General features: G+C 60.0%; 20 protein-coding genes (1 of these 20 cut by a window edge). 7 read left to right on the top strand and 13 right to left on the bottom strand.

Features of this window, described 5'->3' with window-relative positions:
- The gene (gene ccoO, locus KVQ82_RS20085; RefSeq protein ID WP_003223389.1) at positions 1 to 609 is read right to left on the bottom strand and encodes a cytochrome-c oxidase, cbb3-type subunit II; all 609 of its coding nucleotides are present in this window, start codon (positions 607 to 609) and stop codon (positions 1 to 3) included.
- Between the two features lie 10 nt (positions 610 to 619).
- Positions 620 to 2,044 (bottom strand): cytochrome-c oxidase, cbb3-type subunit I, encoded by a 1,425-nt coding sequence (gene ccoN, locus KVQ82_RS20080; protein ID WP_041067879.1) that lies wholly within the window; start codon positions 2,042 to 2,044, stop codon positions 620 to 622.
- A 95-nt stretch (positions 2,045 to 2,139) separates the two neighbouring features.
- On the opposite strand from ccoN, the gene KVQ82_RS20075 reads away from it, so the two are divergent.
- Positions 2,140 to 2,817, top strand: coding sequence for an alpha/beta family hydrolase (locus KVQ82_RS20075; protein WP_222015426.1), 678 nt, complete (start codon positions 2,140 to 2,142; stop codon positions 2,815 to 2,817).
- A 1,026-nt stretch (positions 2,818 to 3,843) separates the two neighbouring features.
- Here the strand turns inward: KVQ82_RS20075 and KVQ82_RS20070 are convergent.
- Positions 3,844 to 4,356, bottom strand: a complete 513-nt coding sequence (locus KVQ82_RS20070; RefSeq protein WP_222015424.1) for a hypothetical protein — start codon at positions 4,354 to 4,356, stop codon at positions 3,844 to 3,846.
- 258 nt (positions 4,357 to 4,614) lie between these two features.
- On the opposite strand from KVQ82_RS20070, the gene KVQ82_RS20065 reads away from it, so the two are divergent.
- Positions 4,615 to 4,884, top strand: coding sequence for a hypothetical protein (locus KVQ82_RS20065; RefSeq protein WP_222019470.1), 270 nt, complete (start codon positions 4,615 to 4,617; stop codon positions 4,882 to 4,884).
- A gap of 246 nt (positions 4,885 to 5,130) precedes the next feature.
- Here KVQ82_RS20065 and KVQ82_RS20060 read toward each other — a convergent pair whose 3' ends face one another.
- The 3 genes from KVQ82_RS20060 to inhA form a co-directional block, all read right to left on the bottom strand.
- Complete coding sequence (locus KVQ82_RS20060; RefSeq protein ID WP_222015422.1) at positions 5,131 to 6,696, bottom strand: PAS domain-containing methyl-accepting chemotaxis protein; 1,566 nt, start codon at positions 6,694 to 6,696, stop codon at positions 5,131 to 5,133.
- A 102-nt stretch (positions 6,697 to 6,798) separates the two neighbouring features.
- Positions 6,799 to 7,590, bottom strand: coding sequence for a CPBP family glutamic-type intramembrane protease (locus KVQ82_RS20055; RefSeq protein ID WP_222015420.1), 792 nt, complete (start codon positions 7,588 to 7,590; stop codon positions 6,799 to 6,801).
- Positions 7,591 to 7,796: 206 nt separating this feature from the next.
- Entirely contained in the window at positions 7,797 to 8,483 is a 687-nt protein-coding gene (inhA, locus tag KVQ82_RS20050; protein ID WP_222015415.1) for an isonitrile hydratase, read from the bottom strand.
- 89 nt (positions 8,484 to 8,572) lie between these two features.
- Here inhA and KVQ82_RS20045 point away from each other — a divergent pair, with 89 nt between their 5' ends.
- Together KVQ82_RS20045 and KVQ82_RS20040 are read left to right on the top strand one after the other, a co-directional pair.
- A complete protein-coding gene (locus KVQ82_RS20045) occupies positions 8,573 to 9,544 on the top strand; it encodes a GlxA family transcriptional regulator (protein ID WP_222015414.1) in 972 nt (323 codons plus the stop codon).
- 55 nt (positions 9,545 to 9,599) lie between these two features.
- The gene (locus KVQ82_RS20040) at positions 9,600 to 10,694 is read left to right on the top strand and encodes a hypothetical protein (protein WP_222015413.1); all 1,095 of its coding nucleotides are present in this window, start codon (positions 9,600 to 9,602) and stop codon (positions 10,692 to 10,694) included.
- A gap of 9 nt (positions 10,695 to 10,703) precedes the next feature.
- Here the strand turns inward: KVQ82_RS20040 and KVQ82_RS20035 are convergent, their stop codons facing one another.
- From KVQ82_RS20035 to KVQ82_RS20010, 6 genes are all read right to left on the bottom strand, one after another.
- Positions 10,704 to 11,606 carry an alpha/beta fold hydrolase gene (locus KVQ82_RS20035; protein WP_222015412.1) on the bottom strand — a complete coding sequence of 301 codons (903 nt, stop codon included), beginning with the start codon at positions 11,604 to 11,606 and terminating at the stop codon, positions 10,704 to 10,706.
- A 44-nt stretch (positions 11,607 to 11,650) separates the two neighbouring features.
- Positions 11,651 to 12,748 carry a hypothetical protein gene (locus KVQ82_RS20030; protein ID WP_222015409.1) on the bottom strand — a complete coding sequence of 366 codons (1,098 nt, stop codon included), beginning with the start codon at positions 12,746 to 12,748 and terminating at the stop codon, positions 11,651 to 11,653.
- Between the two features lie 94 nt (positions 12,749 to 12,842).
- Positions 12,843 to 13,232 (bottom strand): hypothetical protein, encoded by a 390-nt coding sequence (locus tag KVQ82_RS20025; protein WP_222015407.1) that lies wholly within the window; start codon positions 13,230 to 13,232, stop codon positions 12,843 to 12,845.
- Between the two features lie 391 nt (positions 13,233 to 13,623).
- Positions 13,624 to 15,450 (bottom strand): glycoside hydrolase family 15 protein, encoded by a 1,827-nt coding sequence (locus tag KVQ82_RS20020; RefSeq protein WP_222015405.1) that lies wholly within the window; start codon positions 15,448 to 15,450, stop codon positions 13,624 to 13,626.
- Positions 15,443 to 16,243, bottom strand: a complete 801-nt coding sequence (locus tag KVQ82_RS20015) for a glucose 1-dehydrogenase (protein ID WP_041068237.1) — start codon at positions 16,241 to 16,243, stop codon at positions 15,443 to 15,445. The genes KVQ82_RS20020 and KVQ82_RS20015 overlap by 8 nt, the downstream gene beginning before the upstream one ends.
- Positions 16,244 to 16,330: 87 nt before the next feature.
- Positions 16,331 to 17,878 carry a family 2 encapsulin nanocompartment cargo protein terpene cyclase gene (locus tag KVQ82_RS20010; protein ID WP_222015403.1) on the bottom strand — a complete coding sequence of 516 codons (1,548 nt, stop codon included), beginning with the start codon at positions 17,876 to 17,878 and terminating at the stop codon, positions 16,331 to 16,333.
- Positions 17,879 to 18,212: 334 nt separating this feature from the next.
- On the opposite strand from KVQ82_RS20010, the gene KVQ82_RS20005 reads away from it, so the two are divergent.
- Positions 18,213 to 19,385 carry an MFS transporter gene (locus tag KVQ82_RS20005; protein WP_222015402.1) on the top strand — a complete coding sequence of 391 codons (1,173 nt, stop codon included), beginning with the start codon at positions 18,213 to 18,215 and terminating at the stop codon, positions 19,383 to 19,385.
- Between the two features lie 177 nt (positions 19,386 to 19,562).
- On the opposite strand, the gene KVQ82_RS20000 is transcribed toward KVQ82_RS20005, so the two are convergent.
- Positions 19,563 to 20,696, bottom strand: coding sequence for a cupin-like domain-containing protein (locus tag KVQ82_RS20000; RefSeq protein WP_222015401.1), 1,134 nt, complete (start codon positions 20,694 to 20,696; stop codon positions 19,563 to 19,565).
- 180 nt (positions 20,697 to 20,876) lie between these two features.
- On the opposite strand from KVQ82_RS20000, the gene KVQ82_RS19995 reads away from it, so the two are divergent.
- Complete coding sequence (locus tag KVQ82_RS19995) at positions 20,877 to 21,563, top strand: thioesterase II family protein (protein WP_217436937.1); 687 nt, start codon at positions 20,877 to 20,879, stop codon at positions 21,561 to 21,563.
- Between the two features lie 229 nt (positions 21,564 to 21,792).
- Positions 21,793 to 26,865, top strand: partial view of a non-ribosomal peptide synthetase gene (locus tag KVQ82_RS19990; protein WP_222015400.1) — the beginning only. Its footprint extends 7,248 nt past the window's final position; only the first 5,073 of its 12,321 coding nucleotides appear in the window; it begins with the start codon at positions 21,793 to 21,795; its stop codon lies off the right edge, out of view.

Below are 26,865 nucleotides of genomic sequence, written 5' to 3'. Positions count from 1 at the left end.
TCACCTCTTGCTCTTGATCGCAGTGCCAAGCACTTGCAGGTAGGAGACGAGGGCGTCCATCTCGGTCTTGCCCTTGAGGCTGGCGACCGCGCCGCTGATATCGTCGTCGGTGTACGGCACGCCGAGGGTGCGCATGGTCTTGAGCTTGGTTTCGGTGTGGCTGCTGTCGACCGCTTGCGTGACCAGCCACGGGTAGGCCGGCATTTTCGACTCGGGTACCACGTTGCGCGGGTTGTACAAGTGCGCGCGGTGCCAGTCATCCGAGTAACGCGCGCCGACGCGGGCCAGGTCCGGCCCGGTACGTTTCGAACCCCACAGGAACGGGTGATCCCACACGCTTTCGCCGGCCACCGAGTAGTGCCCGTAGCGTTCGGTTTCAGCGCGGAACGGGCGGATCATCTGCGAGTGGCAACCGACGCAGCCTTCGCGGATGTAGATGTCGCGGCCTTCCAGTTGCAGCGCGGTGTAGGGCTTCATGCCTTCCACCGGTTTGTTGGTGACGTCCTGGAAGAACAGCGGGACGATCTGGGTCAGGCCGCCGATGCTCACGGCAAACACCATCAGCAGCATCAGCAGGCCGACGTTCTTTTCAATCGTTTCGTGTTTCATGGCGGACTCCTCAGGCCATCTGCGCGGCAGCAACGACGTCAGCAGGCTGCGAGGCCCGCACGGTGCGCCAGGTGTTGTAAGCCATCAGGAACATGCCGCTGAGGAAGATCGCCCCACCCACCAGACGCACGATGAAGCCTGGGTGGCTGGCCACCAGGGTTTCGACGAAGGAGTAGGTCAGCGTGCCGTCCTCGTTGACTGCGCGCCACATCAGGCCCTGGGCGATGCCGTTGACCCACATCGAAGCGATGTAGAGCACGGTGCCGATGGTCGCGAGCCAGAAGTGCGCGTTGATCAGGCCGATGCTGTGCATCTGCTCTTTGCCGAAGACTTTCGGGATCATGTGGTACAGCGCGCCGATGGAAATCATCGCTACCCAGCCGAGCGCGCCGGCGTGAACGTGGCCGATGGTCCAGTCGGTGTAGTGGGAGAGGGCGTTTACAGTCTTGATCGCCATCATCGGACCTTCGAAGGTCGACATGCCGTAGAACGCCAGCGACACCACGAGGAAGCGCAGGATCGGGTCGCTGCGCAACTTATGCCACGCGCCCGAGAGGGTCATCATGCCGTTGATCATGCCGCCCCAGCTCGGCGCCAGCAGAATCAGCGACATCACCATGCCCAGCGACTGCGCCCAGTCCGGCAGCGCGGTGTAGTGCAGGTGGTGCGGGCCGGCCCAGATGTACAGGGTGATCAGCGCCCAGAAGTGCACGATCGACAGGCGATACGAATACACCGGACGTTCAGCCTGTTTAGGCACGAAGTAGTACATCATCCCGAGGAAACCGGCGGTGAGGAAAAAGCCTACGGCGTTGTGGCCGTACCACCATTGCACCATCGCGTCGGTCGCACCGGCGTACACCGAGTAGGACTTGGTGAAGCTCACCGGCAACTCGAGGTTGTTGACGATGTGCAGGATCGCCACGGTGATGATGAACGCGCCGAAGAACCAGTTGCCCACATAAATGTGCTTGGTCTTGCGCTGCATGATCGTGCCGAAGAACACGATGGCGTAGGCGACCCAGACGATGGTGATCAGGATGTCGATCGGCCATTCCAGCTCGGCGTATTCCTTGGAGCTGGTATAACCCAGCGGCAGGCTGATCGCCGCCAGCAGGATCACCAGTTGCCAGCCCCAGAAGCAGAACGCGGCGATTTTCGGCGCGAACAATTGCGTCTGGCAGGTGCGCTGCACCGAGTAGAACGAACTGGCGAACAGCGCACAGCCACCGAAGGCGAAGATCACCGCGTTGGTGTGCAGCGGGCGCAGACGGCCGAAACTGGTCCAGGGCAAATTGAAGTTGAGTTCCGGCCAGACCAATTGGGCCGCGAGAAAAACCCCGAGCCCCATGCCGACGATGCCCCACACCACCGTCATAATGGCGAATTGGCGGACCACCTTGTAGTTGTAGGCGGTACTGATAGAAGTGTTCATGGTTCCCCATCCACGGTTCAGCCGAAGTGAGCGCGTGCAGAAAACGCCGCGAATCCTTCGCCTGGAGTTATAGGCAGACTAAAAGCGAGGCAAGCATGGACAAACAGCACAAGGCCAGTATTGACGGGGATCAATGGGCGCAGTGCGTGCGGGATCATGGGTGGCTTTGGGATGCTGCATCGGGCGAGGCTTCGGCGACGTTGATCCTGGCCCATGGTGCAGGTGCGCCGATGGACAGTGACTGGATGACGGATATGGCTGGGCGCCTTGCTGGATTGGGCGTGAACGTGTTGCGGTTTGAGTTTCCTTATATGGCGCAGCGTCGGGTTGATGGCAGTAAACGCCCGCCGAATCCGGCGCCGAAACTGCTTGAGTGCTGGCGCGAAGTGTTCGCTGAAGTGCGACGTCATGTCGCTGGGGTTTTGGCGGTTGGCGGGAAGTCGATGGGGGGGCGGATGGCCAGTCTCTTGGCCGATGAGTTGGGGGCTGATGCGCTTGTCTGTCTTGGATATCCGTTTTATGCGGTGGGGAAACCGGAGAAGCCGCGGGTTGAGCATCTGGCTTCTTTGCGGACTCGGACGTTGATTGTTCAGGGCGAGCGGGATGCGCTGGGCAATCGGGACGCTGTCGAGGCTTACGATCTATCGCCGAGTATTGAGGTGTTTTGGTTGGCCTCTGGGGATCATGATTTGAAGCCGCTCAAGGTTTCCGGGTTTACGCATGAGCAGCATTTGGCTTCGGCTGCGGAGACGGTTGCCGGGTTTCTTCGGTGAGGCTTTGTTTGGGGGGCATATCCGTTGCTGCGGTCACGGCGGCTTAGGGTTTCGCCCTTACGGCGACTCACTTTTTTTACAAACGCCTAAAAAAAGTAAGCAAAAAAACGCTTGCTCCTACGTCCGGCCCGCTCGCTAAAGCTCGGGGTTCCTTCGCTGCGGGATCGATCCGGGGAGCAGCGCCTACGGTTTGCTTCGCTGCACCTCCTCTCGCTGTGTTTGGCTTCGCCAAACGGTCGCTGCGCTCCCACCCCCGGATCAATCCCTCCACTCAGCCTTCCGACGTCGCCCCGTGGATCAAGATCAAAAGCGGTACTTGAGCTAACGCTCATCGTGTTGAGTGGTGAGGAGCAAGAGCGGTGCGGGTTCTGCTCTTGCTCTTGTGTGGGAGCTGGCTTGCCAGCGATGGCGGCCTGACAGCCGACCAGTTTCTAAACTGATGGCACCCGATTCCACTGTGGGAGCTGGCTTGCCAGCGATGGCGGCCTGACAGCCGACCAATTTCTAACTGATGACACCCGATCCCACTGTGGGAGCTGGCTTGCCAGCGATGGCGGCCTGACAGCCGACCAATTTCTAACTGATGACACCCGATCCCACTGTGGGAGCTGGCTTGCCAGCGATGGCGGTCTGCCAGCCGACCAATTTCTAACTGATGACACCCGATCCCACTGTGGGAGCTGGCTTGCCAGCGATGACGGCCTGACAGCCGACCAATTTCTAAACTGATGGCACCCGATTCCAGTGTGGGAGCTGGCTTGCCAGCGATGGCGGCCTGACAGCCGATCAATTTCTAACTGATGGCACCCGGTCCCACTGTGGGAGCTGGCTTGCCAGCGATGGCGGCCTGACAGTCGACCAATCTCTAACTGATGAGACCTGATCCCACTGTGGGAGCATGCTTGCTCGCGAAAGCGGTCTGCCAGACACCATGAGTTTCAGGCTGGCAATAAAAAGCCCGGACGCTTTCGCCGTCCGGGCTTTAAAAGCCAAAAGATCGCAGCGTGTGGCAGCGCTTGCACGAAGTTATTCTTTCAAGGGACTTTGAGGTGGGCTTGCCCGGAATTGCAGTGAGCCAGCTTCAGTCGGTCTCACCCGGGTCATGGTGAAGGTCCCCTTGGGCTTCAGACGATAGCGATTACTTTTGAACAAGGCCTCGAATGATCCCGTAGCGATGTCCGTTTCAGGGTCATATTTGATGCTGAGGGTCGCCGAGTCGGCGTCTACCGTAGCCATTCCGATGAATCCCGGTGGCGCAGGGATCCAATGGCTGTGTACACATGTCAGCCCTTGGTCGAGGTGATAAACACCTGTGAGAGTCTTATCGGATTGGTAGGGCAGAGTCATGGAGAAAGCAAAATAGTTTTCATCGTCGAAATTCCCTGTTCCACCGCTTATGGCCCAATACAACTCCCCCAAAAACTCGCCTTCATAGAAGGAACTGAATTCCGCTGTTTTCCGTTTGTCGCCCAATCTCCATTGAAACGTGTCATTGCGCACTGGTGGCTTTTTCGGGAGAAACATAACGTGAGTGGTCATTGTTAAACCTGCCTTTTCGAGTAAGAGGAGGTGTTACAACCGACTGCAATTACGGTTTCTCCTGATACTCGCTCGAACAGGTGGGCGTCTACTGTCAGATCTCACAGCTAGGCAGCCAGCCTTATATGTGCTGGTCAGCTAATAACGTTGCCGAGACTGGTGTGAATATCCGCTGCTGCGGTATCGGCCACTTAAGGTTTCGCCCTTGCGACGACTCACTTTTTTGACAAGCGCCTCAAAAAAGTCAGCAACAAACGCTTGCTCCTGCGTTCGACCCGCTCGCTGGGGCTCGGGGTGCCTTCGCTCCGGGATCGATCCGGGGGGCAGCGTCTACGGCTTGCTTCGCTGCGCCTCTTCTCGATCGTCGAGGCTTGCGAATCGCTGTCGTCGGCCAAAGCCAGGGCTGGCAATATCGCCAACTCAATCGGCGGCCCGGAGGGCAATCCGCTGCTGGCGCTGCAACAGCTGATCATGTTGAACGAGCTGTTGGTTAATCGATTGCTGGACAAACTGCGGTTGCCTCAATAATTCCGCTGGCCGTTATGGCATCTTCGCGAGCAAGCTCGCTCCCACATTGGTTCTGCGTACAGAGGACTAAATGTGGGAGCGAGCCTGCTCGCGAATGCGGTCTGCCAGGCACAATCACTTTCAGGCTGGCAATAAAAAGCCCGGACGCTTTCGCTGTCCGGGCTTTCAAGATCAAGAGATCGCAGCCTTCGGCAGCTCCTACAGGTGATCGATGTAGGAGCTGCCGCAGGCTGCGATCTTTTGCTTTTAGCGGTTAAACCGCTCGACCAACGAATATTGCGTATTGGCCGTCTTGGTCAGCTCTTCACTCAGCAGCGCCGAGTTATGCGCCTGTTCCGAGGTCTGGTCCGCCAGTTCCGAAATGTTGCTGATGTTGCGGCTGATTTCTTCAGCCACGGCACTTTGCTCTTCGGTCGCGGCGGCGATCTGGGTGGTCATGTCGGTGATGTTGGCCACTGCTTCGCTGATGCCGACCAGGGCCTGATCTGCTTCCAGTACCCGCGCCACACCTTCTTCCGCCTGGCGATGGCCGGCTTCCATGGTTTGTACGGCGCTGGAGGCGGTCTGTTGCAGCTTGGCGATCAGGGCGTGGATCTGGCCGGTGGATTCGCTGGTGCGTTGTGCCAGTTGGCGGACTTCGTCGGCGACCACGGCAAAACCACGGCCCATCTCGCCGGCACGTGCGGCTTCAATCGCAGCGTTGAGCGCGAGCAGGTTGGTCTGGTCGGCGATGCCTTTGATCACGTCGACCACGCCGCCGATTTCGTCGCTGTCCTTGGCCAGTTGCGTGACGGTCAGCCCGGTTTCCCCGACGACGACCGACAGGCGCTGGATGGCTTCGCGGGTTTCCCCGGCGATGTCGCGACCGCGACCGGTCAGGCGGTTGGCTTCTTGTGTCGCGTCAGCAGTGCGCTGTACGTGGCTGGCCACTTCCTGGGTGGTGGCGGCCATCTGGTTGACGGCGGTGGCGACCTGTTCGGTTTCCACGCGCTGACGTTCCAGACCGCTGGAGCTGTTGTGCGCCAGGGCGTCGGACTGTTTGGCCTGATCGGTCAGGTGCTCGGCGGTGTCCTGCAGACGGGGCAGGCAGGTTTTCAGGCGCGCTTCCTGGCTGAGGATCGACATTTCCAGACGCGCCTGCGCGCCACGGCTGTCGGTGTACATCTGCGCGATCAGCGGGTCGGAGGTGGTCTGTTCGGCCAGGCGCAGCAGGCGCTTGAGTCCGCGTTGCTGCCATTGCAGGCCCATCAGGCCCAGTGGTACCGACAAACCGGCCGCGAGGGCAAAGCCCCAGTGCGAGTTCAGCGTCGCGCCGATCACGAAGCTCAGCTGGCTGACCAGAATGAACGGCAACCAGTCCTGCAGCACCGGCAGCCATTTGTCGCTGGAAGGGATCGCCGACTTGCCCTGGTTGATGCGTTGGTAGAGCGCTTCGGCACGGCGGATCTGTTCGGCGGTGGGTTTGATTCGCACCGACTCGTAACCGACCACCTGATTGCCGTCGAACACCGGTGTCACGTAGGCGTTCACCCAGTAGTGGTCACCGGATTTGCAGCGGTTCTTGACAATGCCCATCCATGGCAAGCCTTGTTTCAGTGTGCCCCACATGTGCGAAAACACCGCCGCCGGCACGTCAGGATGACGGACCAGGTTGTGCGGCGCACGGATCAGTTCTTCACGCGAAAACCCGCTGATTTCGACGAAAGCGTCGTTGCAGTAGGTGATCACGCCCTTGGCGTCGGTTGTGGAAATCAACCGCTGCTGAGCCGGGAAAGTCCGTTCGCGTTGTGTAATGGGCTGGTTGTTACGCATGGTTTTTCAATCCGCAAGGCTTTGAAAGGTTGTCGGCGCTGTCAGGAAATTATTGAAGTTTTTTTTCAGATATCAGCACGGCGTCGCAAAACCGCGCTTGCTTCAACCGGCCAGCATCGGATAGGTGAACAGCGCAAAATGCAGCAGGTTCAGCCCGAAATGCGTGGCGATCGCCGCCGCCAGCCCGCCGAAACGGTAGGCCAGACCATAGCCGACACCCGCCAGACCCGCCAGCAGCACCCAGTGCCAGCCGGCACCCACATGCGCCAGGGCAAAGATCAGCGACGCCAGCAGCAGAGCGAGGATGTCGCCATGGGGCAGGTGCTTGAACAGCCGGCTCAAACCGCCCTGTATATAGCCACGAAACAGTGCTTCCTCGACCAGCGTCACCAATAGCAGATTGTTCAGCAGCCACAGCCACGCCTGATCAGGCCACTTCGGTGCCCAGGCAATCATCCCGAATAACAGTGCGCCACCCAGGGCCAGGGTTGCGCTCAACATCAGGCCGAGGACGCTGGCGAATACCGTCAGACGCAGCGAGCGGGCGGCGACGATCCACGGGCAGGCCAAAAGCAGCCAGAAGCCGATCAGCGGTTTGTCCAGATTCAGGTACATCGCGAACGGCACGGCGTCATCGGTGAAACGCATCTTCGCGATGGCCCGACCGTTGTCGAACCCCGGCAACCAGTGCAGCGCCAGTGACAGGGCGAGGAAAACAAACACAGCGTGACCCAGCAACCGCGCCACCGGCACCAGCTGTTGGCGCACGGCGAAACCGGCCACCAGCAACAGTCCGAAGGAGATCAGCGCAAGCCAGCCGAGTTGGCCAAAGCTCAACGCCAGTCCATAACCGAGGCTGAGAAGTGCCAGATAGGGCCATGGCAACGCCTTCATCGAAAGTCCTTGTGCAGAATGGGATGGAAGGGCTTTCTACACGGGTGAGGGCGTGGGGACAAGTAAAGGTGTGGCGGGAAACGGTGACACGCCGCAATCCGACCTGTAGGAGCTGCCGCAGGCTGCGATCTTTTGATCTTGAAAAGCCAAAGTCAAAAGATCGCAGCCTGCGGCAGCTCCTACAGGGTTTTGTGTGTGGCTGAGGATCAGCGCAGGTTGAGTTTCGCGGCGGCGCGTTCGGTGATCTCCGAGCGCAATTTCAGCGACGGCGCAGCCCGCAGGCGAGCCTCATCGACGATTGCGCTCGGTGCCGTATCAGGACTGCCCGAATTGAACGGCGGCGCCGGCGCATATTCCAGTTGCAACTGAATCAACTGCGCCGCCTCGGCCCCTACCAGTTCAGCCGCCAGCACCAACGCAAAGTCGATGCCTGCGGTAATGCCGCCACCGGTAAACAGATTGCCGTCGCGTACCACCCGGTCCTGCACCGCAATCGCGCCGAGTTTCGGCAGCAGTTCGTGATAGGCCCAGTGGGTGGTCGCACGTTTGCCTTTCAGCAGTCCCGCCGCGCCCAGCACCAGCGAACCGGTGCAAACCGACGTTACATACCTGGCCTGCGCCGCCTGACGCCTGATGAACTCCAACGTCTGCTCATCTTCCATCAGCGGCCCGACCCCGGCGCCGCCGGGTATGCAGATCACATCCAGATTCGGGCAGTCCTCGAAGGTGGTGGTCGGTTTCAACAGCAGGCCGGTGCTGGCGGTGATCGGCACCAGATCTTTCCAGATCAGATGCACCTGCACGTCCGGCAGCGAGGCCAGTACGTCATAGGGACCGGTCAGGTCGAGTTGCTGCACCTGCGGAAACAACAGAAAACCGATCTGCAACGTCATGGGGTTTTTCTCCATTTGAGGGGTGGACGGCGTAACTGTAGGCGCGTAGGTTCTGGCGTATACGCCAATAAACCCACGAATTACGCCAAATGCCCAAAGCCATTCACGTACTTGCGTTCGCCAACATGCAAATCCTCGACGTCACTGGCCCGCTGCAAGTGTTCGCCTCGGCCAACGACATCGCCCGCCAACGCGGCTTGCCGGTGCCGTATGTGCCGTCGGTGATTGCTCGCGAGGGCGGGGCGGTGATGTCCTCGGCGGGGCTGGCGGTGCTCGCCGAACCGTTGCCGCAAGACGCCAGCGACACGCTGATTATCGCGGGTGGTTGGGGGATCTATCCGGCATCCGAAGATGAGTCGCTGGTGGATTGGGTACGCGAGCACGCAGCGAAATGTCGACGCGTCGCCTCGGTGTGTACGGGGGCATTTCTACTGGCGGCGAGCGGCTGGCTCGACGGACGTCGCGTGGTCACCCACTGGACCCGTTGCGAACAACTGGCGCAGCAGCACCCGAAGTTGCAGGTCGAAGCCAACCCGATTTTCATCAACGATGGCCCGGTCTGGACCTCGGCCGGCGTTACCGCCGGCATCGATCTGGCGTTGGCGATGGTCGAGGAAGATCTGGGCCGCGACCTCGCCCTCGACGTCGCCCGGCATCTGGTGGTGTTCCTCAAACGCCCCGGCGGGCAATCGCAATTCAGCGTGACCCTGGCCCTGCAGAATCAGGGCAATCGCTTTGATGAGCTGCACGCCTGGATCGCCGAAAACCTCACCTGCGACCTCGGCGTCCCGACCCTGGCCGAACAGGCCGGCATGAGCGAACGCAGTTTCGTCCGCCACTACCGCGCCGACACCGGCCAGACCCCGGCCCGCGCCATCGAACTGATCCGCGTCGAAACCGCCCGGCGCCTGCTCAGCGACACCGGGCTGCCGGTGAAACGGGTGGCGGCCAACTGCGGGTTTGGCAGTGAGGAGACGTTGCGCCGCAGTTTCCTGCGGGCGATCGGGGTGACGCCGCAGGCGTATCGGGAGCGGTTTTCGGTCAGCGTTGCAATCGGATGAACGATGGTGGCATTTTGTTGGCGCGGCCATATCAATCGTTCACCCAGGAGCTTTTATGACTTTAGGGATCTCTTACGCGCTCAATCGGCGATTAGTGGTTATGGGCGACTTGCTGCTGTCGGGTGATGAGACTGAGCACGACGTCTCTATTCCTTCCGTGGGCAAAGTCACTGAAGTCTTTCCCAAGGGATCGGGGTATTCCATCGTCGGGCTGACCCAAAAGGTCATTGTCATCTGTGATGACATGGCCATCGCATGGGCAGGCCATGAAGTGGCGGCAAGATTGGTGATTCAAGAACTGCGAGCCATGGCGGGATCCGGGCTGACCCCAGCTGCCCTTCGAGCGTATCTGAAGCAACTGCCGGACGATCTGAATGGCTTGGATCTGCAACTGACGGGATATTTCGTCTATGAGAATGCGGCCTATCAAATCAACTTCGACGCCAGGACTTTCGACACTCCGAGCTGTACCGATCTGCACTTGATCGGCACAGGCGCGCCAGTGTTTGAAAGTCTGCTCGGACAATACCAGTGGGAGACCGGCACCGCCCTCGGTGTCGAAGCTGATCGTGCGACCTACCTGAGCACTACGATGGCATTTGCCGGCATGCTTCTGGAACTCGAATTGAAAAGCAAGACGACTTCGCTGCACTGCTACTTCGGGGGAGGTTACGAAATAGTGTTCGGCGAGGATGGGGCTTTCCGAAAACTCGATGATGTGACGCATGTGTACTGGAACATTCACGTTAGCGGGAAAGAGGTTGGCATCAGCAAACCTTTCCATATTCAGAAGCAGTTTTATCGCAATGGTCACCTGATGATCATGCCTATTCGGTTTTCAGCTGCGGACGCCGAAGAACAAGGGGTCACCGCCACTGAGCTTCATGTGGTTGCAGAACCGGGAATCACAGTCAGTGCGAACGAACTCGGGATGGACGATTTACCATCCTTAAACTCTCGAAACACCTTGCACTATTTCATCCAAGGCGAGACGGAACAGGTATTTACCCGCTTTCAGTACCGCCCGAACCCGAAGGACAATGATCTGACCATTGTCGAAACCGAGACAGGACTGCAACTGAAAATCCGCAAGGAATTCTTCAAACACATAGCCGAGAAAGTCCGCAACGACCCGCGATGGCAGCCATAGGGTTGAGCGTCAGTCGGTTCGCAACAGATCTAGCAATGCCTTGATCGTTTCCTGCGGTGCTTCCTCGGGAATGTTGTGGCCCACGCCAGCGAGCAACCGCCGCTCATAGAATCCGCTGAAGTGTTCGGCGTCCTTATCCTCTTCCGGTGCGGGGCCAACCCCGTCATCGGCGCCGCACAGGGAAATGCTCGGCACGCTGATTGCCGGCTGCTTCGTCAGCGCATCTTCCATCCACTCGAGCGCGGGATCACCGGGCGCATACATGAAACGATGGCGATAGGAATGAATCACCACCTCGACGAAGTCCGGGTTATCGAACGTCGGCGCGCTCAGTGGGTATCGCTCGGCGTTGCGCGACCACGTAGGGGACCACAATTGCCACAGCAACTCACAGAACTCTCGCCGGTTTTGCCTCAGTCCCTCAACACCTCGCGGCGTGTGGAAATAGTACTGATACCAGAGCCGATGCTCCGTCTCGGGATCCAGCGGCGTGACTGAGTTGGCAATGTCCTGCAAGTTATAGCCATCGCCAGTGACCAACCCACGCACTCGCTCGGGGTACAACGCCGCAATAATGCACGCCGCGCGCCCACCCCAGTCGTACCCGCACAGCGTGGCTTGTCCGATACCCAGCCCATCCATCAGGTCGAGCAGATCCTGGGCGAGGGCAGCTTGTTGGCCTGAGCGCAACGTTTCGGCACTGTTGAACCGAGTCGGCCCGTAACCACGCAGGTACGGAACAATGACCCGATAGCCTTCGGCAGCCAGAGCTGGGGCGATTTCGTCGTAAGCACGGGGTGAGTAGGGGAAACCGTGGAGCAGAATGACTGAGGCTCCTGTATCTGGGCCGTGGTGTTCGTAGGCAATTTCGAGAGTAGCGGTTTTTGCTTGTTGTATTGGATAGCAGAGCATGGCAGTTCCAGAATGCGTTCGCATTCTGGAACACTAGACTATGACTAGTCTGATTTTGGATCACCCTTGCTTTTTATCTCTTCCTTTTTCTCGTTTCGGGCTGGCGAATCAACATCAAATGACTCGTACGAGATCAGTTTTATATCTTTTTTGTCAATTTGATACTTAATGTTTTTGATCATGATTAGAACGGTATCTTCTCCTTTCCAAAGTATCCACGATTTGGTCAGGGAGCAGGTTTTTGAAGTTAATGGTCTGACGTTTTTTTCATCATTTTTTTTGAAATAGTCACATAGCTCGTTCTTCAGAACTATTTCTTCGGCACGGAAACTCCCAAGGCCAAGTATATGCATCACTCCTTTGGGGATGGTGGCGAGACTTTGCGTAGCAATAAAAATCAAAAACAATAGCCCTAAGGCGCTCAATACGGTTTCAGTAATGCCTGTTTTCTTGAAAGATGCAAGGAATACATTGATAAAGAGGATTAGCATTAAGCTGAAGAAAACATACATGCGCGCAGTTGTTTCTTTCAATTCAGCGTCGACAATGCTTTCAACTCCGTGCAGAGCGATGTTAATGACCATCAATGCACAGAGACTCATAACAAGTGTGTTGAGTGCAAGTGCAATGGCGTTTTTTGGCAGTTCTTCCCCTTTCGCGAGCATGATCACGAACCACAGTAATCCACTGGCCAAAAAACCCATGAAACAATATTCGCGGTAGTCGCTGTATAGCATTGCACCAAGTGCCAAGTTTATGAGCAAAAATAATGCTATTCCCTGTCGGAGGAAGATATATTTGAAACGTTTTGGTTGTTCATCTGGCAGGTTCTTCTCCAGCAGATCTTTCCAAGCCAACGAAGGAAGTATAAAAAGCCCGGCAATTACCAATGAAAATCCAACGCCGATTATGAGTGCGGAAAACAGTAGAAGGATCGAGTCAGTTAGTGATATTCGTGGTGTGTAATTTATGTGAGAAAAGTATATGAAGAAAATCAATAGTCCGGTAAGGGTGCTTATTGCGTAATACGCCTTGCGTTTTTCTTCAGAGAATAGCGATTTCATGAATTCGCGCACGTGCTGTTTGACTGCGTCGAGTGAGTCCGCCGGTCTATCGTTATGATCCGGTGTCAATGCATTCATGGTCTAACTTCCTTGTATGGATTATTTGGGATTTATTTTGCTTTTCAATTCAATTTTTTGAGTGACCAAAAGATAAGGAGCCGCCGTACTTCTTTCAGGTTTCAGCTTCCGCCACCTGATTGAAATACTTCGTCCGATCCGGGGTAAACGTCACCCGCATCTTCGTCCGCGAGCAGGTCATCGAGCGTTCTTCACTCAGATCAATATCCAGGTCTTCGCCACGCAATCCTTGCCACTGCGCCAGGTATTTCAGCGAGCCGTATTTTTCGTTTTTCTTCAGGCTGCGGCTGACGCCACCTTTCCAGCCGAGTACTGGCAGTTCACCGGCGAGGCATTGTTGCGCGAGGTCGGGGAAGCGGCTGGCGCGCTGGCGGCCGATTTCCCAGCATTTGATCAGGCCTTTGTCGGCGGCTTCCCACAGTTGGCTGCGGGTCAGGCCGGTGCGCAGGGGCGTGGTGATGGGGCGGTGGACGTGCTGGGTCATTCTGGTTCCTTGAATTCGGGTTTTATTGGACAGCTCCGCTGTGCCCGTTGCGGTGGATGGTAGGGGGGGATGTAACAGCTGGCAACAGGGTATTTCAGGGTGTAAGTGCAGGTTGCGGGGGAGGGATTTGCCTGGGTTTTGTTTAGAAGAAGCAGGAACAAACTACCCAAACTGTGGCGAGGGGATTTATCCCCGATCGACTGCGCAGCAGTCGCAAAGCCATGCAATGCGGCACTGTTGAACAAATAAGCAGGCAAAGAGCGGGGCTGCTGCGCAGCCCATCGGGGATAAATCCCCTCACCCCAGGAGATCTGATTCTGTTTATTTCTGTGTAGGGGTTAGCCCAGCGAAGCGTGCTGATACGGCATATTTCCTACAGATACTGGCGAAATTACGGCTGCCACTCACCCTTCTCCCCACTCAAACGCCGATCGAGAAAACTCGCCGCACTGATCAATGCCAGATGCGTCAGCGCTTGCGGGGTGTTGCCCAGGTGCCGGCCATGGCTGTCGAACTCTTCGGCGTATAACCCTAGCGGGTTCGCATAACGCAGCAATTGCTCGAATTCCAGATGGGCCTTTTCCACCTGACCGGCCCGGGCCAGGCATTCGACGTACCAGAACGAGCAGGCGGCAAAGGCGCCTTCGGTGCCGGTCAAACCGTCAATGTTGGCGTCATCGTTGCGATAGCGATAAACCATGCCGTCGCGCACCAGCGTCTTTTCGATCGCTTCAAGGGTCGACAGCCAGCGCGGGTCCTTGGCGCTGACGAAGCGCACCAGCGGCATCAGCAGCATCGAACCGTCGAGCGCGGTGCCGCCCTTGTACTGGACGAAATGCCCGCGCTCCTCATTCCAGAAGTTGTCCCAGATGTCGGCGTAGATCGCCTGCCGGGTCTGATCCCACTGGACGAACGGCGCCGGCAGCGAGCGTTTCGAGGCCAGGCGGATGGCCCGGTCAAGCGCCACCCAACACATCAGTCGCGAGTGCAGGAAGTGATGCTGCTCACCGCGCATTTCCCAAATACCTACATCGGTTGTCTGCCAGGTCTCATACACCTGATCGACTACTTCGCGCACGTGTTTCCAGCCCTGGTGGGAAATCGCGTCGCCGTACTTGTTGACCAGGTACACCGCGTCCATCAGTTCGCCAAAGATATCGAGCTGAATCTGATCGTACGCGCCATTGCCGATGCGCACCGGTTGCGCGCCACCATGACCGGAAAGGTGCGTGAGTTCGGTTTCCGGCAGCTCCTGGCGACCGTCGATCGCATAGAGGATGTTGAGTTTGGTCGAATGACCCTGACAATCGCTGACCCGCCCACGCAGCCAGCCCATGTAGGCGTTGGCCTCGTCGACAAAGCCCAGGCGCATGAACGCGTAGACGGTGAAGGAGGCGTCGCGGATCCAGGTGTAGCGATAATCCCAGTTGCGCTCGCCGCCGGGGGTTTCCGGCAGGCCAAAGGTGGCGGCGGCGAGGATCGCGCCGTGCTTGCGCGAGGTCAGCAACTTCAGCGCCAGTGCCGAACGATTGACCATCTCCCGCCAACGCCCGCGGTAGTTGGACTGGCCGATCCAGTCACGCCAGAACTTCAACGTGCGCTCCAGGCACATTTTCGCGCCGTCATCCTTGAAACGCGGATCGTCGGCGCCACCGAGAACAAATTCGGCGTGCTGATCCTGTTTCAAACTGAAGGAGGCAACGGCCGACTCGCCATCGATGTGCAACGCCTGATCCGCCACCAGCCGCAGTGAGGGCTGACCCTCGGCGCTGAAAATCACCGATTGTTGATCCATCTGCGCCCGGGTGTTGGCACGCGCGTAGTCATGGCGCACCGCGCAGCGCATGTGAAAGGTCGCTTCACCGCTGACCACCCGCACCCGGCGCATCAGCAGCGGCAGGTCATCGACACTGTCGCCGATCGGCAGCAGATCGGTGATTTCCACTACGGCCTGTTCGCTGAGCCAGCGCGTCTGCAGCACGTTGGTGTCGGGCAGGTAGATCTGCTCGCGCCGGGCATCGGGCAAGTCCGGGGCGAGCTGGAAAATCCCCGCCTCGGGCGTGTCGAGCAGCGAACAGAAGATCGACGGGCTGTCGAATTCCGGCCAGCAGAAAAAATCCACGCTGCCCTTGTCGTTGACCAGTGCGGCACTGCGCAGGTCGCCGATGATGCCGTGGGCGTCGATCGGGCTTTGTCGTTCAGGATGATGCTCAGCCATTGCCACGAAACTCCGGATAAAGACTCATGCCGCCGTCGATGAACAGGGTGGTGCCGACGATGTAGTCGGCGGCGTCGGAAGCGAGAAACACCACCGCGTTGGCGATGTCCTCGACATCGCCAACGCGACCGTAGGGGATCAGCTCCAGCAGCTTTTCACCGGCGGCGCCTTCGGTGGCTTCTTTGTTGATTGCCGTGCGAATCGCCCCCGGCGCGATGCCGTTGATACGGATGCGCTGCTGGCTGACTTCCTGGGCGAGGGTCTGCATCAACTGATCGACGCCGCCCTTGGACGCCGCATAGTTGACGTGCCCGGCCCACGGGATGCGCTGATGCACCGAACTCATGTGAATGATCTTGCCGGCGGCGCGGGACACGCCTTCACGCACGCCCTGACGGTTGAAAATCCGCAACGCGGCGCGGGCGCAGAGAAACTGGCCGGTGAGGTTGACGCCGATCACCGTGTTCCAGTCTTCCAGAGTCATGTCCACCGCAGCGGCATCCTTTTGCAGACCGGAATTGGCCACCAGAATGTCCAGCGCACCAAAGGCTTCGAGGGTCTCGGCGAACAGCCGTTCGACTTGGTCTTCCTTGGAAATATCGGCGCCGATGGCCAGTGCCTGACCGCCGTCGGCGATGATTTGCTGCGCCAGCGCTTCAGCAGGTTCGGCCTGACGGTGGTAATTGATGACGACGGCGGCGCCGGCAGCGGCCAGCGCTTTGGCGGCGGCATGGCCGATGCCGGAACTGGCGCCGGTGACCAGTGCTACTTGGCGGGCGAGGGAAATCTGCATGCTCGAAATGCCTGGGTTAAGGGCTCAGTCAGCTGACCCATGGCGAGCTGCGAGAGTTCATCCGCATGCATGAAAAGATCGACACGTTCAGACGTGATAGCGGCCACTGTGCCGGTGCCATTCAAGACTGCCGGAGACCCAGCTTTTTATGCCGGTCAGAAAACGCTGCAGCAGCGGCGATGCATCCGGCAGCACGGCTTGTTCCGCCGCTTCATACAGGTGCACGATTTCGTCATGAACGTGCGCGCACTTGATCATCGCTTGTCGGGGCGTGCAATTGTGTTCGCGAGCCAGTAACAGCGGCAGATTGAAATCGCCGATTGCGGCCTGATTTTCCTTGTGTGCGGAATACAGATCGTTGGCGACGATCGTGGCGCTGGCGGCCAGCGTGGTCACGCGCCGCACGGCAGGGGCGCTGTAGATGTGTGCTGGCAGTTCGTATCCGCCGATCACGTCGATCAATGACATGCAGGGTAAAAAACTGTTGGTCTGGCGTTGAGCGAGGTATTCCCAGATGGGTGGGGTCAATCCTTCCAGACGCCAGGCCGCTTCGGCAGTCATGGTGACAAACATGGCGATGATTTCGTGGCGTACCCTGGCCACTTGTACGGAAGATGCGAATGCCTGAACGCGGTCCATATAGGCGCGAAGCGCAACCAGTACCGGGTCACTGTTCAGTGCCTGATCAAGACCGCAACGAAAGCGAGAGGGCAGGTGCGCCGGCTCCAGTGCGGCCAGCGCCAGCGAAAGTCGGGGCCCTACCAGGCGCGGTTCGGAGCCGGTTCGCTCGTCATCACAGTAGTAATCATCCACGGCAAACAGGGCGGCGATGCACTGTGCCGAAAGCAGCAGGCGATCGGGATCGTGAGTGTCGGTATGGCAAAGCATGGCGAAGCGACCGAACCCCATGGCACGGACCTTTTCGAGTTGTCCGGCAAATATGCCGACCTCCTTGATCCATGGCATGAGCCGATCCTCGACAGCCTCGGCCAGCGCCGTATCAACCCGAAACGGCGCCGGACAATACAACGGCGGGACGGCCCAGGGTGATCTTGCCTTTTTCCCAAAAGCATCAGGCATTGATCGTGCCGCTGACGCATCGCGGGCGGCCTCGAACCATTGCCTTACACCCCCTGTCCCGAACTGCTCGAACATCCGGCGAAACCAGATCGTGAACTGCTCGGGTGCCTGTTCGATCCGTTCGGTGATCTCCTCCAGCGACAGCCACTCCCAACTTTCGACTTCCTCGGGATTGGCTACCGGATCGAGCTGGCTGAGGCCGGCAAACACATGGTCAAATTCATGCTCGATCAGTTGATTGGACATTTGCTCGTAATAGAGCATCGAGGCGACTTTCTGCAGTTTGCACGTCGTGCCCATTTCCTCCTGCAGTCGACGCAGGGCAGCGGCGGCCGTGCGTTCGCCGGGGCGAGGATGCCCGCAGCACGTGTTGGTCCATAATCCGCCGGAATGATATTTGCCCAACGCGCGTTGCTGCATCAGCATCCGACCTTGTGAGTCAAAGAGCAGAATCGAAAATGCGCGATGGCGCAGTCCCTGATGATGCACCTTCATCTTTGAGGCTACACCGGTCTGGCGATCCTTGGGCGATACCAGAATAAGCTGTTCTTCCATGGCAAGGCTCCTTGGCGCGTGCGCTATGGGATAGTGCTCAAGAGCAGTTGCCCGTTCATTCAGGAGCGGTACGCCATTGAGTCAAAGCCTCATGAGAACTGCAATCGCATGAAAAGGCACCTGTAAAACCTGACAGGTGTGCGCGATTTTCGACTATTGGTTATGTGATTCCTGACGTCGGCGGCAATGCCATTGGTCTTGGGAAGAGATCCTGGGAGAGTGCCTGGAATCGCAAGGTGTTGAGTTTCGCGCCTTCACATTCCACCAACAATTCCCCGCTTCCACGCTCATCAACCTTTATGGCAACTTGGCGGCCCCTGATGAGGCTGTACCCATGGCAAACCCCTACCGCGAATTATTCACCGCCCCCGGCGCCCGGGCTTTTGTTCTGGCCGGGATGATCGCGCGCATGCCGATTTCCATGACCGGCATCGGCGTGATCACCATGCTCTCGCAGCTCAAGGGCGGGTACGCGCTGGCCGGTGCGGTGGCGGCGACGTTTGCCCTGGCCACGGCGTTTTGTGCACCGCAGGTCTCGCGGCTGGTGGATCGTTTCGGCCAGGGTAAAGTGCTGCCGCTGTCGGCGTTGATCGGTGGTGGGGCGCTGCTGATGTTGCTGCTGTGCACGCGTTTGCAGGCGCCGACCTGGACGCTGTTCATCTTCGCCGCGCTGGCCGGCTGCATGCCGAGCATGTCGGCGATGGTGCGCGCGCGCTGGACCGAGATCTATCGCGGCCAGCCGCAATTGCAGACCGCCTATGCGCTGGAGTCGGTGCTCGATGAAGTCTGTTTCATCGTCGGCCCGCCGCTGTCGGTGGGTTTATGCGTGGTGGCGTTTCCCGAGGCCGGGCCGTTGGCCGCGCTGTTGGCGCTGGCGATCGGGGTGACGGCGTTTGTCGCCCAGCGCAGCACCGAACCGGCGGTGCACCCGCAGGAGTCGCAGCATCAGGGTTCGATCATTCGCTCGACCGACGTGCAATGGCTGCTGGCGTTGATGCTCGCCATGGGCGTCATCGTCGGTGTGGTCGATGTGGTCAGCGTCGCCTTCGCCCAGCAGCAGGGTCAGCCGGCGGCGGCGAGCATCGTGTTGTCGGTGTACGCCATCGGTTCGTGTCTGGCCGGTATCGCCTTCGGCGCGATGCGTTCGAAACTGCCGTTGCCGCGTCTGTTCCTGTATGGCGGCGTGGCGACGGCGGTGACCACGCTGCCGTTGTTGCTGGCGAGCAATATTGTCAGCTTGTCGCTGGCGGTGTTTGTCGCGGGATTGTTCTTCTCGCCGACGCTGATTGTGGCGATGGCGTTGATCGAGCGCATCGTGCCGCCGGCCAAGCTGACTGAAGGCCTGACCTGGCTGGTGACCGGATTGAGCATCGGCGTGGCGATTGGTGCCGCCGGCTCCGGCGCGCTGGTCGATGCCTTTGGCGCACGCAGCGGATTCTGGCTGGCGATTGCGGCGGGGGCGGTGGTATTGGCGTCGGCATTTCAGAGTTATCGGCACCTGAAATAACCCGGCATTGACGAGCTGTTGGGGTGAGGGGATTTATCCCCGATGGGCCGCGAAGCAGCCCCAAATCCAGCCAGCCCTTTCCTTCAGAAGTACCTTGCCGGGAGTTTGCGACCGCTGCGCAGTCGATCGGGGATAAATCCCCTCGCCACAGAGTTATCCACACCGACAGCGAATGGGTCACCAACCCCGGCCCGAATTCACCCAGAAATTCACCGACAGTGACGTCGACACCGACTCCACCTGATGGAACCAGCCCTCCGGCAAAAACAGCAGATCCCCGGCTTCCAGCGTCACGCGCAGGAACGTCACATCGCGTGCTGCAGGAAAGCGCTGGTAGTCCGGCGCGTCGGGGTTGAAGTCGCAGCCGTCCAGGCCACCCTTAGGCGCGGTCGACCAGGTACCCAGTGCTTCGCGGTGATGCGGGGCGGCGAGGGTGAACTGCTTCTGGCCCCAGACCTGCGCGAACAAATTATCGGTGTCGTCGCGGTGCAGCGGCGTCAGCGTGCCTTTGGGGCCGATCCAGATGCGTGGCGGGATGAACAGCGAGGCATCGAAGTAGGGCGGGTACTTGATCTGCTGCAGCAATTGCGCCGGCAGGATGTTGTTGCCCATGTAGGCCGGTGGTTCGCCGTCAGCCCTTTTGACTGCCGGTTGATCCAGCGAGGCAATGAACTCGGCCATCGACGTCGAGCGGAAATCACGTTCGGTGGAAAAGGTCTTCTTCACGTAATCTCCGTGGCGGGTGATGCCCTGCAGTTCGGCGAAATGCACCAGTGATTCCTCGCGACTGAGCTTGAACAGCGGCCAGTCCTGCAGGGCATTGCTGATCACCACCGGGATGCCGTTGGGCAAATACTTGCTTTTGAACTCGCTGACCGACAATTCATCGCGCGCATGGCGCTCGACGCGGGTCTGGACCGGCAGTCCGGCGGTGAGTCGTTCACTGAAGCGCGGCGGGGTCGGATAGCGCTTGTTCATGTCGACTTTTTGCGCCACGGCGCCACCGTGCATCGCGTGCTCGATGATCTGCGGCAGCAGCGTCGCCAGGCCCATGTTGCCGCCGATTTTCAGGCGACCGCTGGCGAACAGTTCTTCGACATTGACCCGGCCGCCCATGATCCCGAGAAAATCGCTCTCGGCGACTTCAATGGTCACGTCGGGGCTGGGGTGGCGTCCGGGTGCGGTGCGACTGCTGGCCTTGACCTCCGACCAGTAGGCCTGCTGCGGGCCAAACACGAATTGGAAAACGCCTTCGATGCCGACGGCACCGGCGTTGGCGAACAACTTGCCCAGGATGCTCTGCAGGTCCACGGTGAATCCTCGTTATTGGTTTTGGCCTGAACAGTTAACGAGCGCCTGTTGGTGCAATTTACCGGCGCGCGACTAATTTGCCGGGGGCGTAATCCGTCTCTCTCTACAGACAAATTTTTTGAGGAAAGCCGGGTGAACAAGCTGACCCTGCTGTGCCTGCCGTACTCCGGCGCCAGCGCCATGGTCTATAGCCGCTGGCGGCCAAAACTGCCGCAATGGTTGCAATTGCAACCGGTGGAACTGCCGGGGCGCGGTGCGCGTTTCGACGAGCCGCTGCACACGGATATGCGTGCGCTGGCGATGCAACTGGCCAAGGAATTGCGACCCAATCTCAAAGCGCCGTATGCGGTGTTCGGCCATAGCCTGGGCGCGCTGCTGGCCTGCGAAATCGCTCACGCGCTGCGCGCATTGGGCTGTCCGGAACCGGTGGCGCTGTTTGCCTCGGGCACGGCGGCGCCGACGATGCGCGCCGATTACGATCGCGGTTTCGCCGAGCCGAAAACCGACGCCGAGCTGATCGATCAATTGCGCACGCTCAACGGCACCAGCGAAGAAGTGCTGGCCAATGCCGAACTGATGAGCCTGACCCTGCCGATCCTGCGCGCCGACTTCCTGCTCTGCGGCAAATTCGAGCCGTTGTCGCGGCCGTTGCTCAACTGCCCGGTGCACGTGCTGGGCGGCAAGGCGGATCGCGCGACCACCGAACAACTGATCGGCTGGAGCAAGGAAACCCGCGGCAGCTTTTCGGTGGACATGCTCGCCGGCGGGCACTTTTTCATTCATGAGCATGAGGCCAAAGTGCTCAAGGTGATCAAGGATCAGCTGGAAGGACATCATCGCCGGCACAGCCTGGCCATCACCGCCTGATCCGCTCCCTGTAGGAGCTGCGGCACGCTGCGATCTTTTGATCCTAATCTTTAAAATCAAAAGATCGCAGCGTGCCGCAGCTCCTACAGGGTTGTGCGATACGACAGAAATTCCCCGCTCTACCTCCCGCCTGACAGTTGTTCTCATTCGCTAATTTTTCCGGTCTGCATTCGTTTTATAGGGACGACGTGCCTTTGTGCTTCCTGCCTACTGATCCGGATGCTGAGAAATGAATGCTGAAGACTCCTTGAAACTTGCTCGCCGGTTTATCGGGTTGCCCCTGGAAAAGCGCCAGATGTTCCTCGCGGCCCTGCACAAGGAGGGCGTGGATTTCGCGCGGTTCCCGATACCGGCCGGCATCGCAGCCGAGGATCGTCAGGCGCTGTCTTACGCGCAGCGACGCATGTGGTTCCTGTGGCAACTCGATCCGCAGAGCGGAGCCTACAACCTGCCCGGTGCAGTGCGACTCAATGGTCGACTGAACCAGTCGGCGCTGGAGCAAGCCTTCGCCAGTCTGGTGGAGCGTCACGAAACCCTGCGCACAGTGTTCCAGCGCCAGGCCGATGACAGCCTGCTGCAAGTGCCGGCCACCGCGCCGCTGCTGATTAACCGGGAAGACTTCAGCGCTCTGTCGGCCAGCGAGCGCGAACAGGCGGTGATCGATGCCGCCGAACAGCAGTCGCTGCTGCCATTCGATCTGGCGGTCGGCCCGTTGCTGCGGGTGACCTTGCTCAAACTTGCCGAGCAGGAACATGTGCTGCTGCTGACCCTGCACCACATCGTGTCCGATGGCTGGTCGATGAACGTGTTGATCGACGAGTTCATCCGTTGCTACGACGCGTTCGACGCGGGTCAGGCGCCGCAATTGCCGCCATTGCCGATCCAGTACAGCGACTATGCGCTGTGGCAACGCCGCTGGCTGGAGGCCGGTGAGCAGGCGCGCCAACTCGACTATTGGCAGGCACAACTGGGCGACGAACACCCGGTGCTGGAGTTGCCATTGGATCATTCGCGCCCGGCGATGCCGAGCTATCGCGGCACTCGTTACGAGTTTGCGGTCGACGGCCAACTCGCCGAGCAGCTGCGCAGCACGGCGCAACAGCATCAGGTCACCGTGTTCATGTTCCTGCTCGGCGCCTTCAATGCGCTGCTGCACCGTTACACCGGGCAGACCGACCTGCGCGTCGGCGTGCCGATCGCCAACCGTAATCGCGGCGAGATCGAAGGCCTGATCGGCTTCTTCGTCAACACCCAGGTGCTGCGCACGCAACTCGACGGCCAGACCCGGGTCGACGAGTTGCTGCGGGCGGTCAAGGAAACCGCGCTGGGTGCGCAGGCGCATCAGGATCTGCCGTTCGAGCAACTGGTCGAAGCGCTGAAGCTGGAACGCAGCCTCAGCCACACGCCGCTGTTCCAGGTGATGTACAACCACCAGCCGCACGTGGCCGATATCGCCACCCTCCGCACCGCATCCGGTCTGCAACTCGACAGCCTCGACTGGCAGAGCCGCACCACCCAGTTCGACCTGACGCTGGACACTTGGGAGCAGGGCGGCAAGCTGCACGCCGCGCTGACCTACGCCAGCGACCTGTTCGATGCACCGACCATCGAACGCATGGCGCGGCACTGGCTGCACTTGCTGACGGCGATGGTCGCCGATCCGTCGCAGCGTATCGGTGAGTTGCCGCTGCTGGAGGCAGACGAGCAGCGCACGCTGGTGCACGACTGGAACAACGTCCACGCGCAGTACCCGAGCGACACGCCGATTCATCAGTTGATCGAAGCACAGGTCGCGCGTACGCCGCAGGCCCCGGCACTGCTGTTCGGCGAACAGACCCTGAGCTACGCCGAGCTGGATGCGCGGGCCAATCGTCTGGCGCATCTGCTGCGCGAACAGGGCGTGCAGGCGGACGGTCTGGTTGGCGTGTGCGCCCTGCGTTCGGTGGAAATGGTCGTCGCGCTGCTGGCGATTCTCAAGGCCGGCGGCGCTTACGTGCCGCTGGATCCGGAATACCCGCAGGAGCGTCTGGCCTACATGATCGAGGACAGCGGCATTACTTTGCTGCTGACGCAACAGGCGCTGCTGGCAACGCTGCCGACTGACGGCGTAAATGTCGTCATCCTGGATCAGCCGGAGCTGCTCGACCGTTACAGCGATAGCCGTCCCGACGTCAGCGTCGATCCGCTGAACCTGGCGTACGTGATTTACACCTCGGGTTCCACCGGTAAACCGAAGGGCGCTGGCAACAGCCACGCGGCGCTGGTCAACCGTTTGTGCTGGATGCAGGAAGCCTATGCGCTGGATGCCAGTGATTCGGTGCTGCAGAAAACCCCGTTCAGTTTCGACGTATCGGTGTGGGAGTTCTTCTGGCCGCTGCTGACCGGCGCGCGGCTGGTGGTGGCCGCGCCGGGTGCGCACCGTGATCCGCTGCAATTGATCGATAGCATCAACCGTCACGGCATCAGCACGCTGCACTTTGTGCCGTCGATGTTGCAGGCGTTCATTCACGAGGCCGGCGTGGAGAGCTGCAGCGGTCTCAAGCGGATTGTCTGCAGCGGTGAAGCGTTGCCGCTGGATGCGCAACTGCAAGTCTTCGCCAAACTGCCGAACGCGAGCCTCTACAACTTGTACGGCCCGACCGAAGCGGCCATCGACGTCACTCACTGGACCTGTGTCGATGAAGGCGCGGACAGCGTGCCGATCGGTCGGCCGATCGCCAACCTGCGCACCCATCTGCTCGATGCCGAATTGCTGCCGGTGCCGAGCGGTGTCGCCGGTGAACTGTATCTGGGCGGCGCCGGGCTGGCGCGCAGTTATCACCAGCGTCCGGCGCTGACGGCCGAACGTTTTGTGCCGTGCCCGTTCCATGACGGCGCGCGCCTGTACCGCACCGGCGACCGTGTGCGGCAGCGTGCCGACGGCGTGATCGAATACCTCGGGCGTCTCGACCACCAGGTAAAATTGCGCGGCCTGCGCATCGAGCTGGGTGAAATCGAGACCCGCCTGATGCAGCACTCGCTGGTGCGTGAGGCGGTGGTGCTGGTGCAGGGCGGCAAGCATCTGGTGGCTTATCTGGTGCTGGAAAACCCGCAGGCAGACGAGCAGTGGCAACAGGAACTCAAGGCGTGGCTGCTCGGCAGCCTGCCGGAGTTCATGGTGCCGACCTACCTGATCACCCTCGACAAATTGCCGGTCACCGCCAACGGCAAACTCGACCGCAAGGCCTTGCCGCAACCGGATGCCGCGCCGCAACAGGCGTTCGTGGCGCCACAGGACGCCATGCAGAAAGCCCTCGCGGCGATCTGGGAAGCTGTGCTCGGCCTCGACCGCGTTGGCCTCGACGATAACTTCTTCGAGCTGGGCGGCGATTCGATCATCTCGATTCAAGTGGTCAGCCGTGCGCGGCAGGCCGGGATCCGTATCAGCCCGCGTGACCTGTTCCAGTACCAGACCGTGCGCAGTCTGGCGCTGGTCGCGAGCCACGATCATCTGTCTTCGGTCGATCAGGGGCCGGTGACCGGCGACGCCGTGCTCGGGCCGATCCAGCAAGATTTCTTCAGTCGGGCGATGCCGGTGCGCGAGCACTGGAACCAGTCGTTGCTGCTGACCCCGCGTGAGGCGTTGAACGCACAATGGCTCGATGCGGCGCTGACCCACCTGATCAATCACCACGACGCCTTGCGCCTGCGTTTTGTCGAAGGCACTGAAGGCTGGCAACAAAGCCACGGCCCGCTAGTGAACAGCGCTGAGATGTGGCAACGCGATGCCGAATCTGCCGAACAGTTGCAGGCGCTGTGCAACCAAGCTCAGCGCAGCCTCGACCTGCAAAACGGCCCGTTGCTGCGGGCGTTGCTGGTGACCATGGCCGACGGCTCGCAACGACTGGCGCTGATCATTCATCACCTAGCGGTCGATGGCGTTTCCTGGCGGGTGCTGCTGGAAGATCTGCAGCAGGCTTACGAGCAACTGGCGGCGGGCGGCGGCATTCAGTTGCCGGCCAAGACCAGCGCGTTCCAGAGCTGGACGGCGCGTCTGGCGCAGGAAGCGTCGCGCTTCGATGAGCAATTGAGCTATTGGAAAGCCCAGCATCAGGGTGCCAAGGATCTGCCGTGCGACCGCCCGGATGGCAGCCTGCAAAATTTGCATGGCGAGAAAATCGAATGGCGCCTCGACGCCGAGCGCACCCGCCAGTTGCTGCAACAGGCGCCGGCCGCCTATCGCACCCAAGTCAACGATCTGTTGCTCACCGCACTGGCGCGCACCATCAGTCGCTGGAGCCAGCAGCCGGGCACGCTGATCGAACTGGAAGGCCATGGCCGCGAAGATCTGTTCGATGACATTGACCTGACCCGCACCGCGGGCTGGTTCACCAGTCTGTTCGCGGTCAACCTGACCGCCAGCGCTGATCTCGACGGCTCGATCAAGGCGATCAAGGAGCAACTGCGCGCGGTGCCGGACAAAGGTCTGGGTTACGGCGTGCTACGGCATCTGGCCGCGCCGTCGGTGCGCGCCGAACTGGCCGCTCTGCCGCAACCGCGCATCACCTTCAACTACCTCGGCCAGTTCGACCGCCAGTTCGACGAGGCGGCGTTGTTCGTGCCGGCTGTTGAAACCAGCGGCGTGGCGCAGGACTCGTCGGCGCCTTTGGGCAACTGGCTGACCGTCGAAGGTCAGGTGTATGGCGGCGAACTGTCGATGAGCTGGGGCTTCAGCCGCGAGATGTTCGACAGCGCCACGGTGCAGCACCTGGTCGATCAATACGCCATCGAGTTGCAGGCGCTGATCGAACACTGCTGCACGCTGCCCATTGCGCAAGCGACGCCTTCGGACTTCCCGCTGGCTCGGGTGACCCAGGCGCAACTGGATGCGCTGCCGGTGCCGGTCGGTCAGCTTGATGATGTCTATCCGCTGTCGCCGATGCAGCAGGGTTTGCTGTTCCACACTCTCTACGAGCAAGCGGCGGGGGAATACATCAACCAGTTGCGCGTGGATGTGCAAGGCCTTGACCCTGAGCGGTTCCGCGCCGCGTGGCAGGCCACCGTCGATGCGCAGGACATTCTGCGCAGCGGTTTCGTCTGGCAGGGCGAACTGGCGCAACCGCTGCAGATCGTCCATAAGCAGGTGCAGTTGCCGTTCAGCATTCTCGACTGGCGCGAGCGTGATGATCAGCCGGCAGCCCTTGCGGCGCTGGCCGATGCCGAGCGTCAGCAAGGATTCGATCTGAGCCATGCACCGTTGCTGCGTCTGGTGCTGGTGCAGACCGCTGCCGAGCAATGGCACCTGATCTACACCCATCACCAC

Origin of the sequence: Pseudomonas sp. AO-1 (assembly GCF_019775695.1) — a bacterium.
Classification (GTDB): Bacteria; Pseudomonadota; Gammaproteobacteria; order Pseudomonadales; family Pseudomonadaceae; genus Aquipseudomonas; species Aquipseudomonas parakoreensis.
The sequence above is the reverse complement of the archived record's forward strand: the minus strand, read 5'-3'. Positions and strand labels throughout refer to the sequence as shown.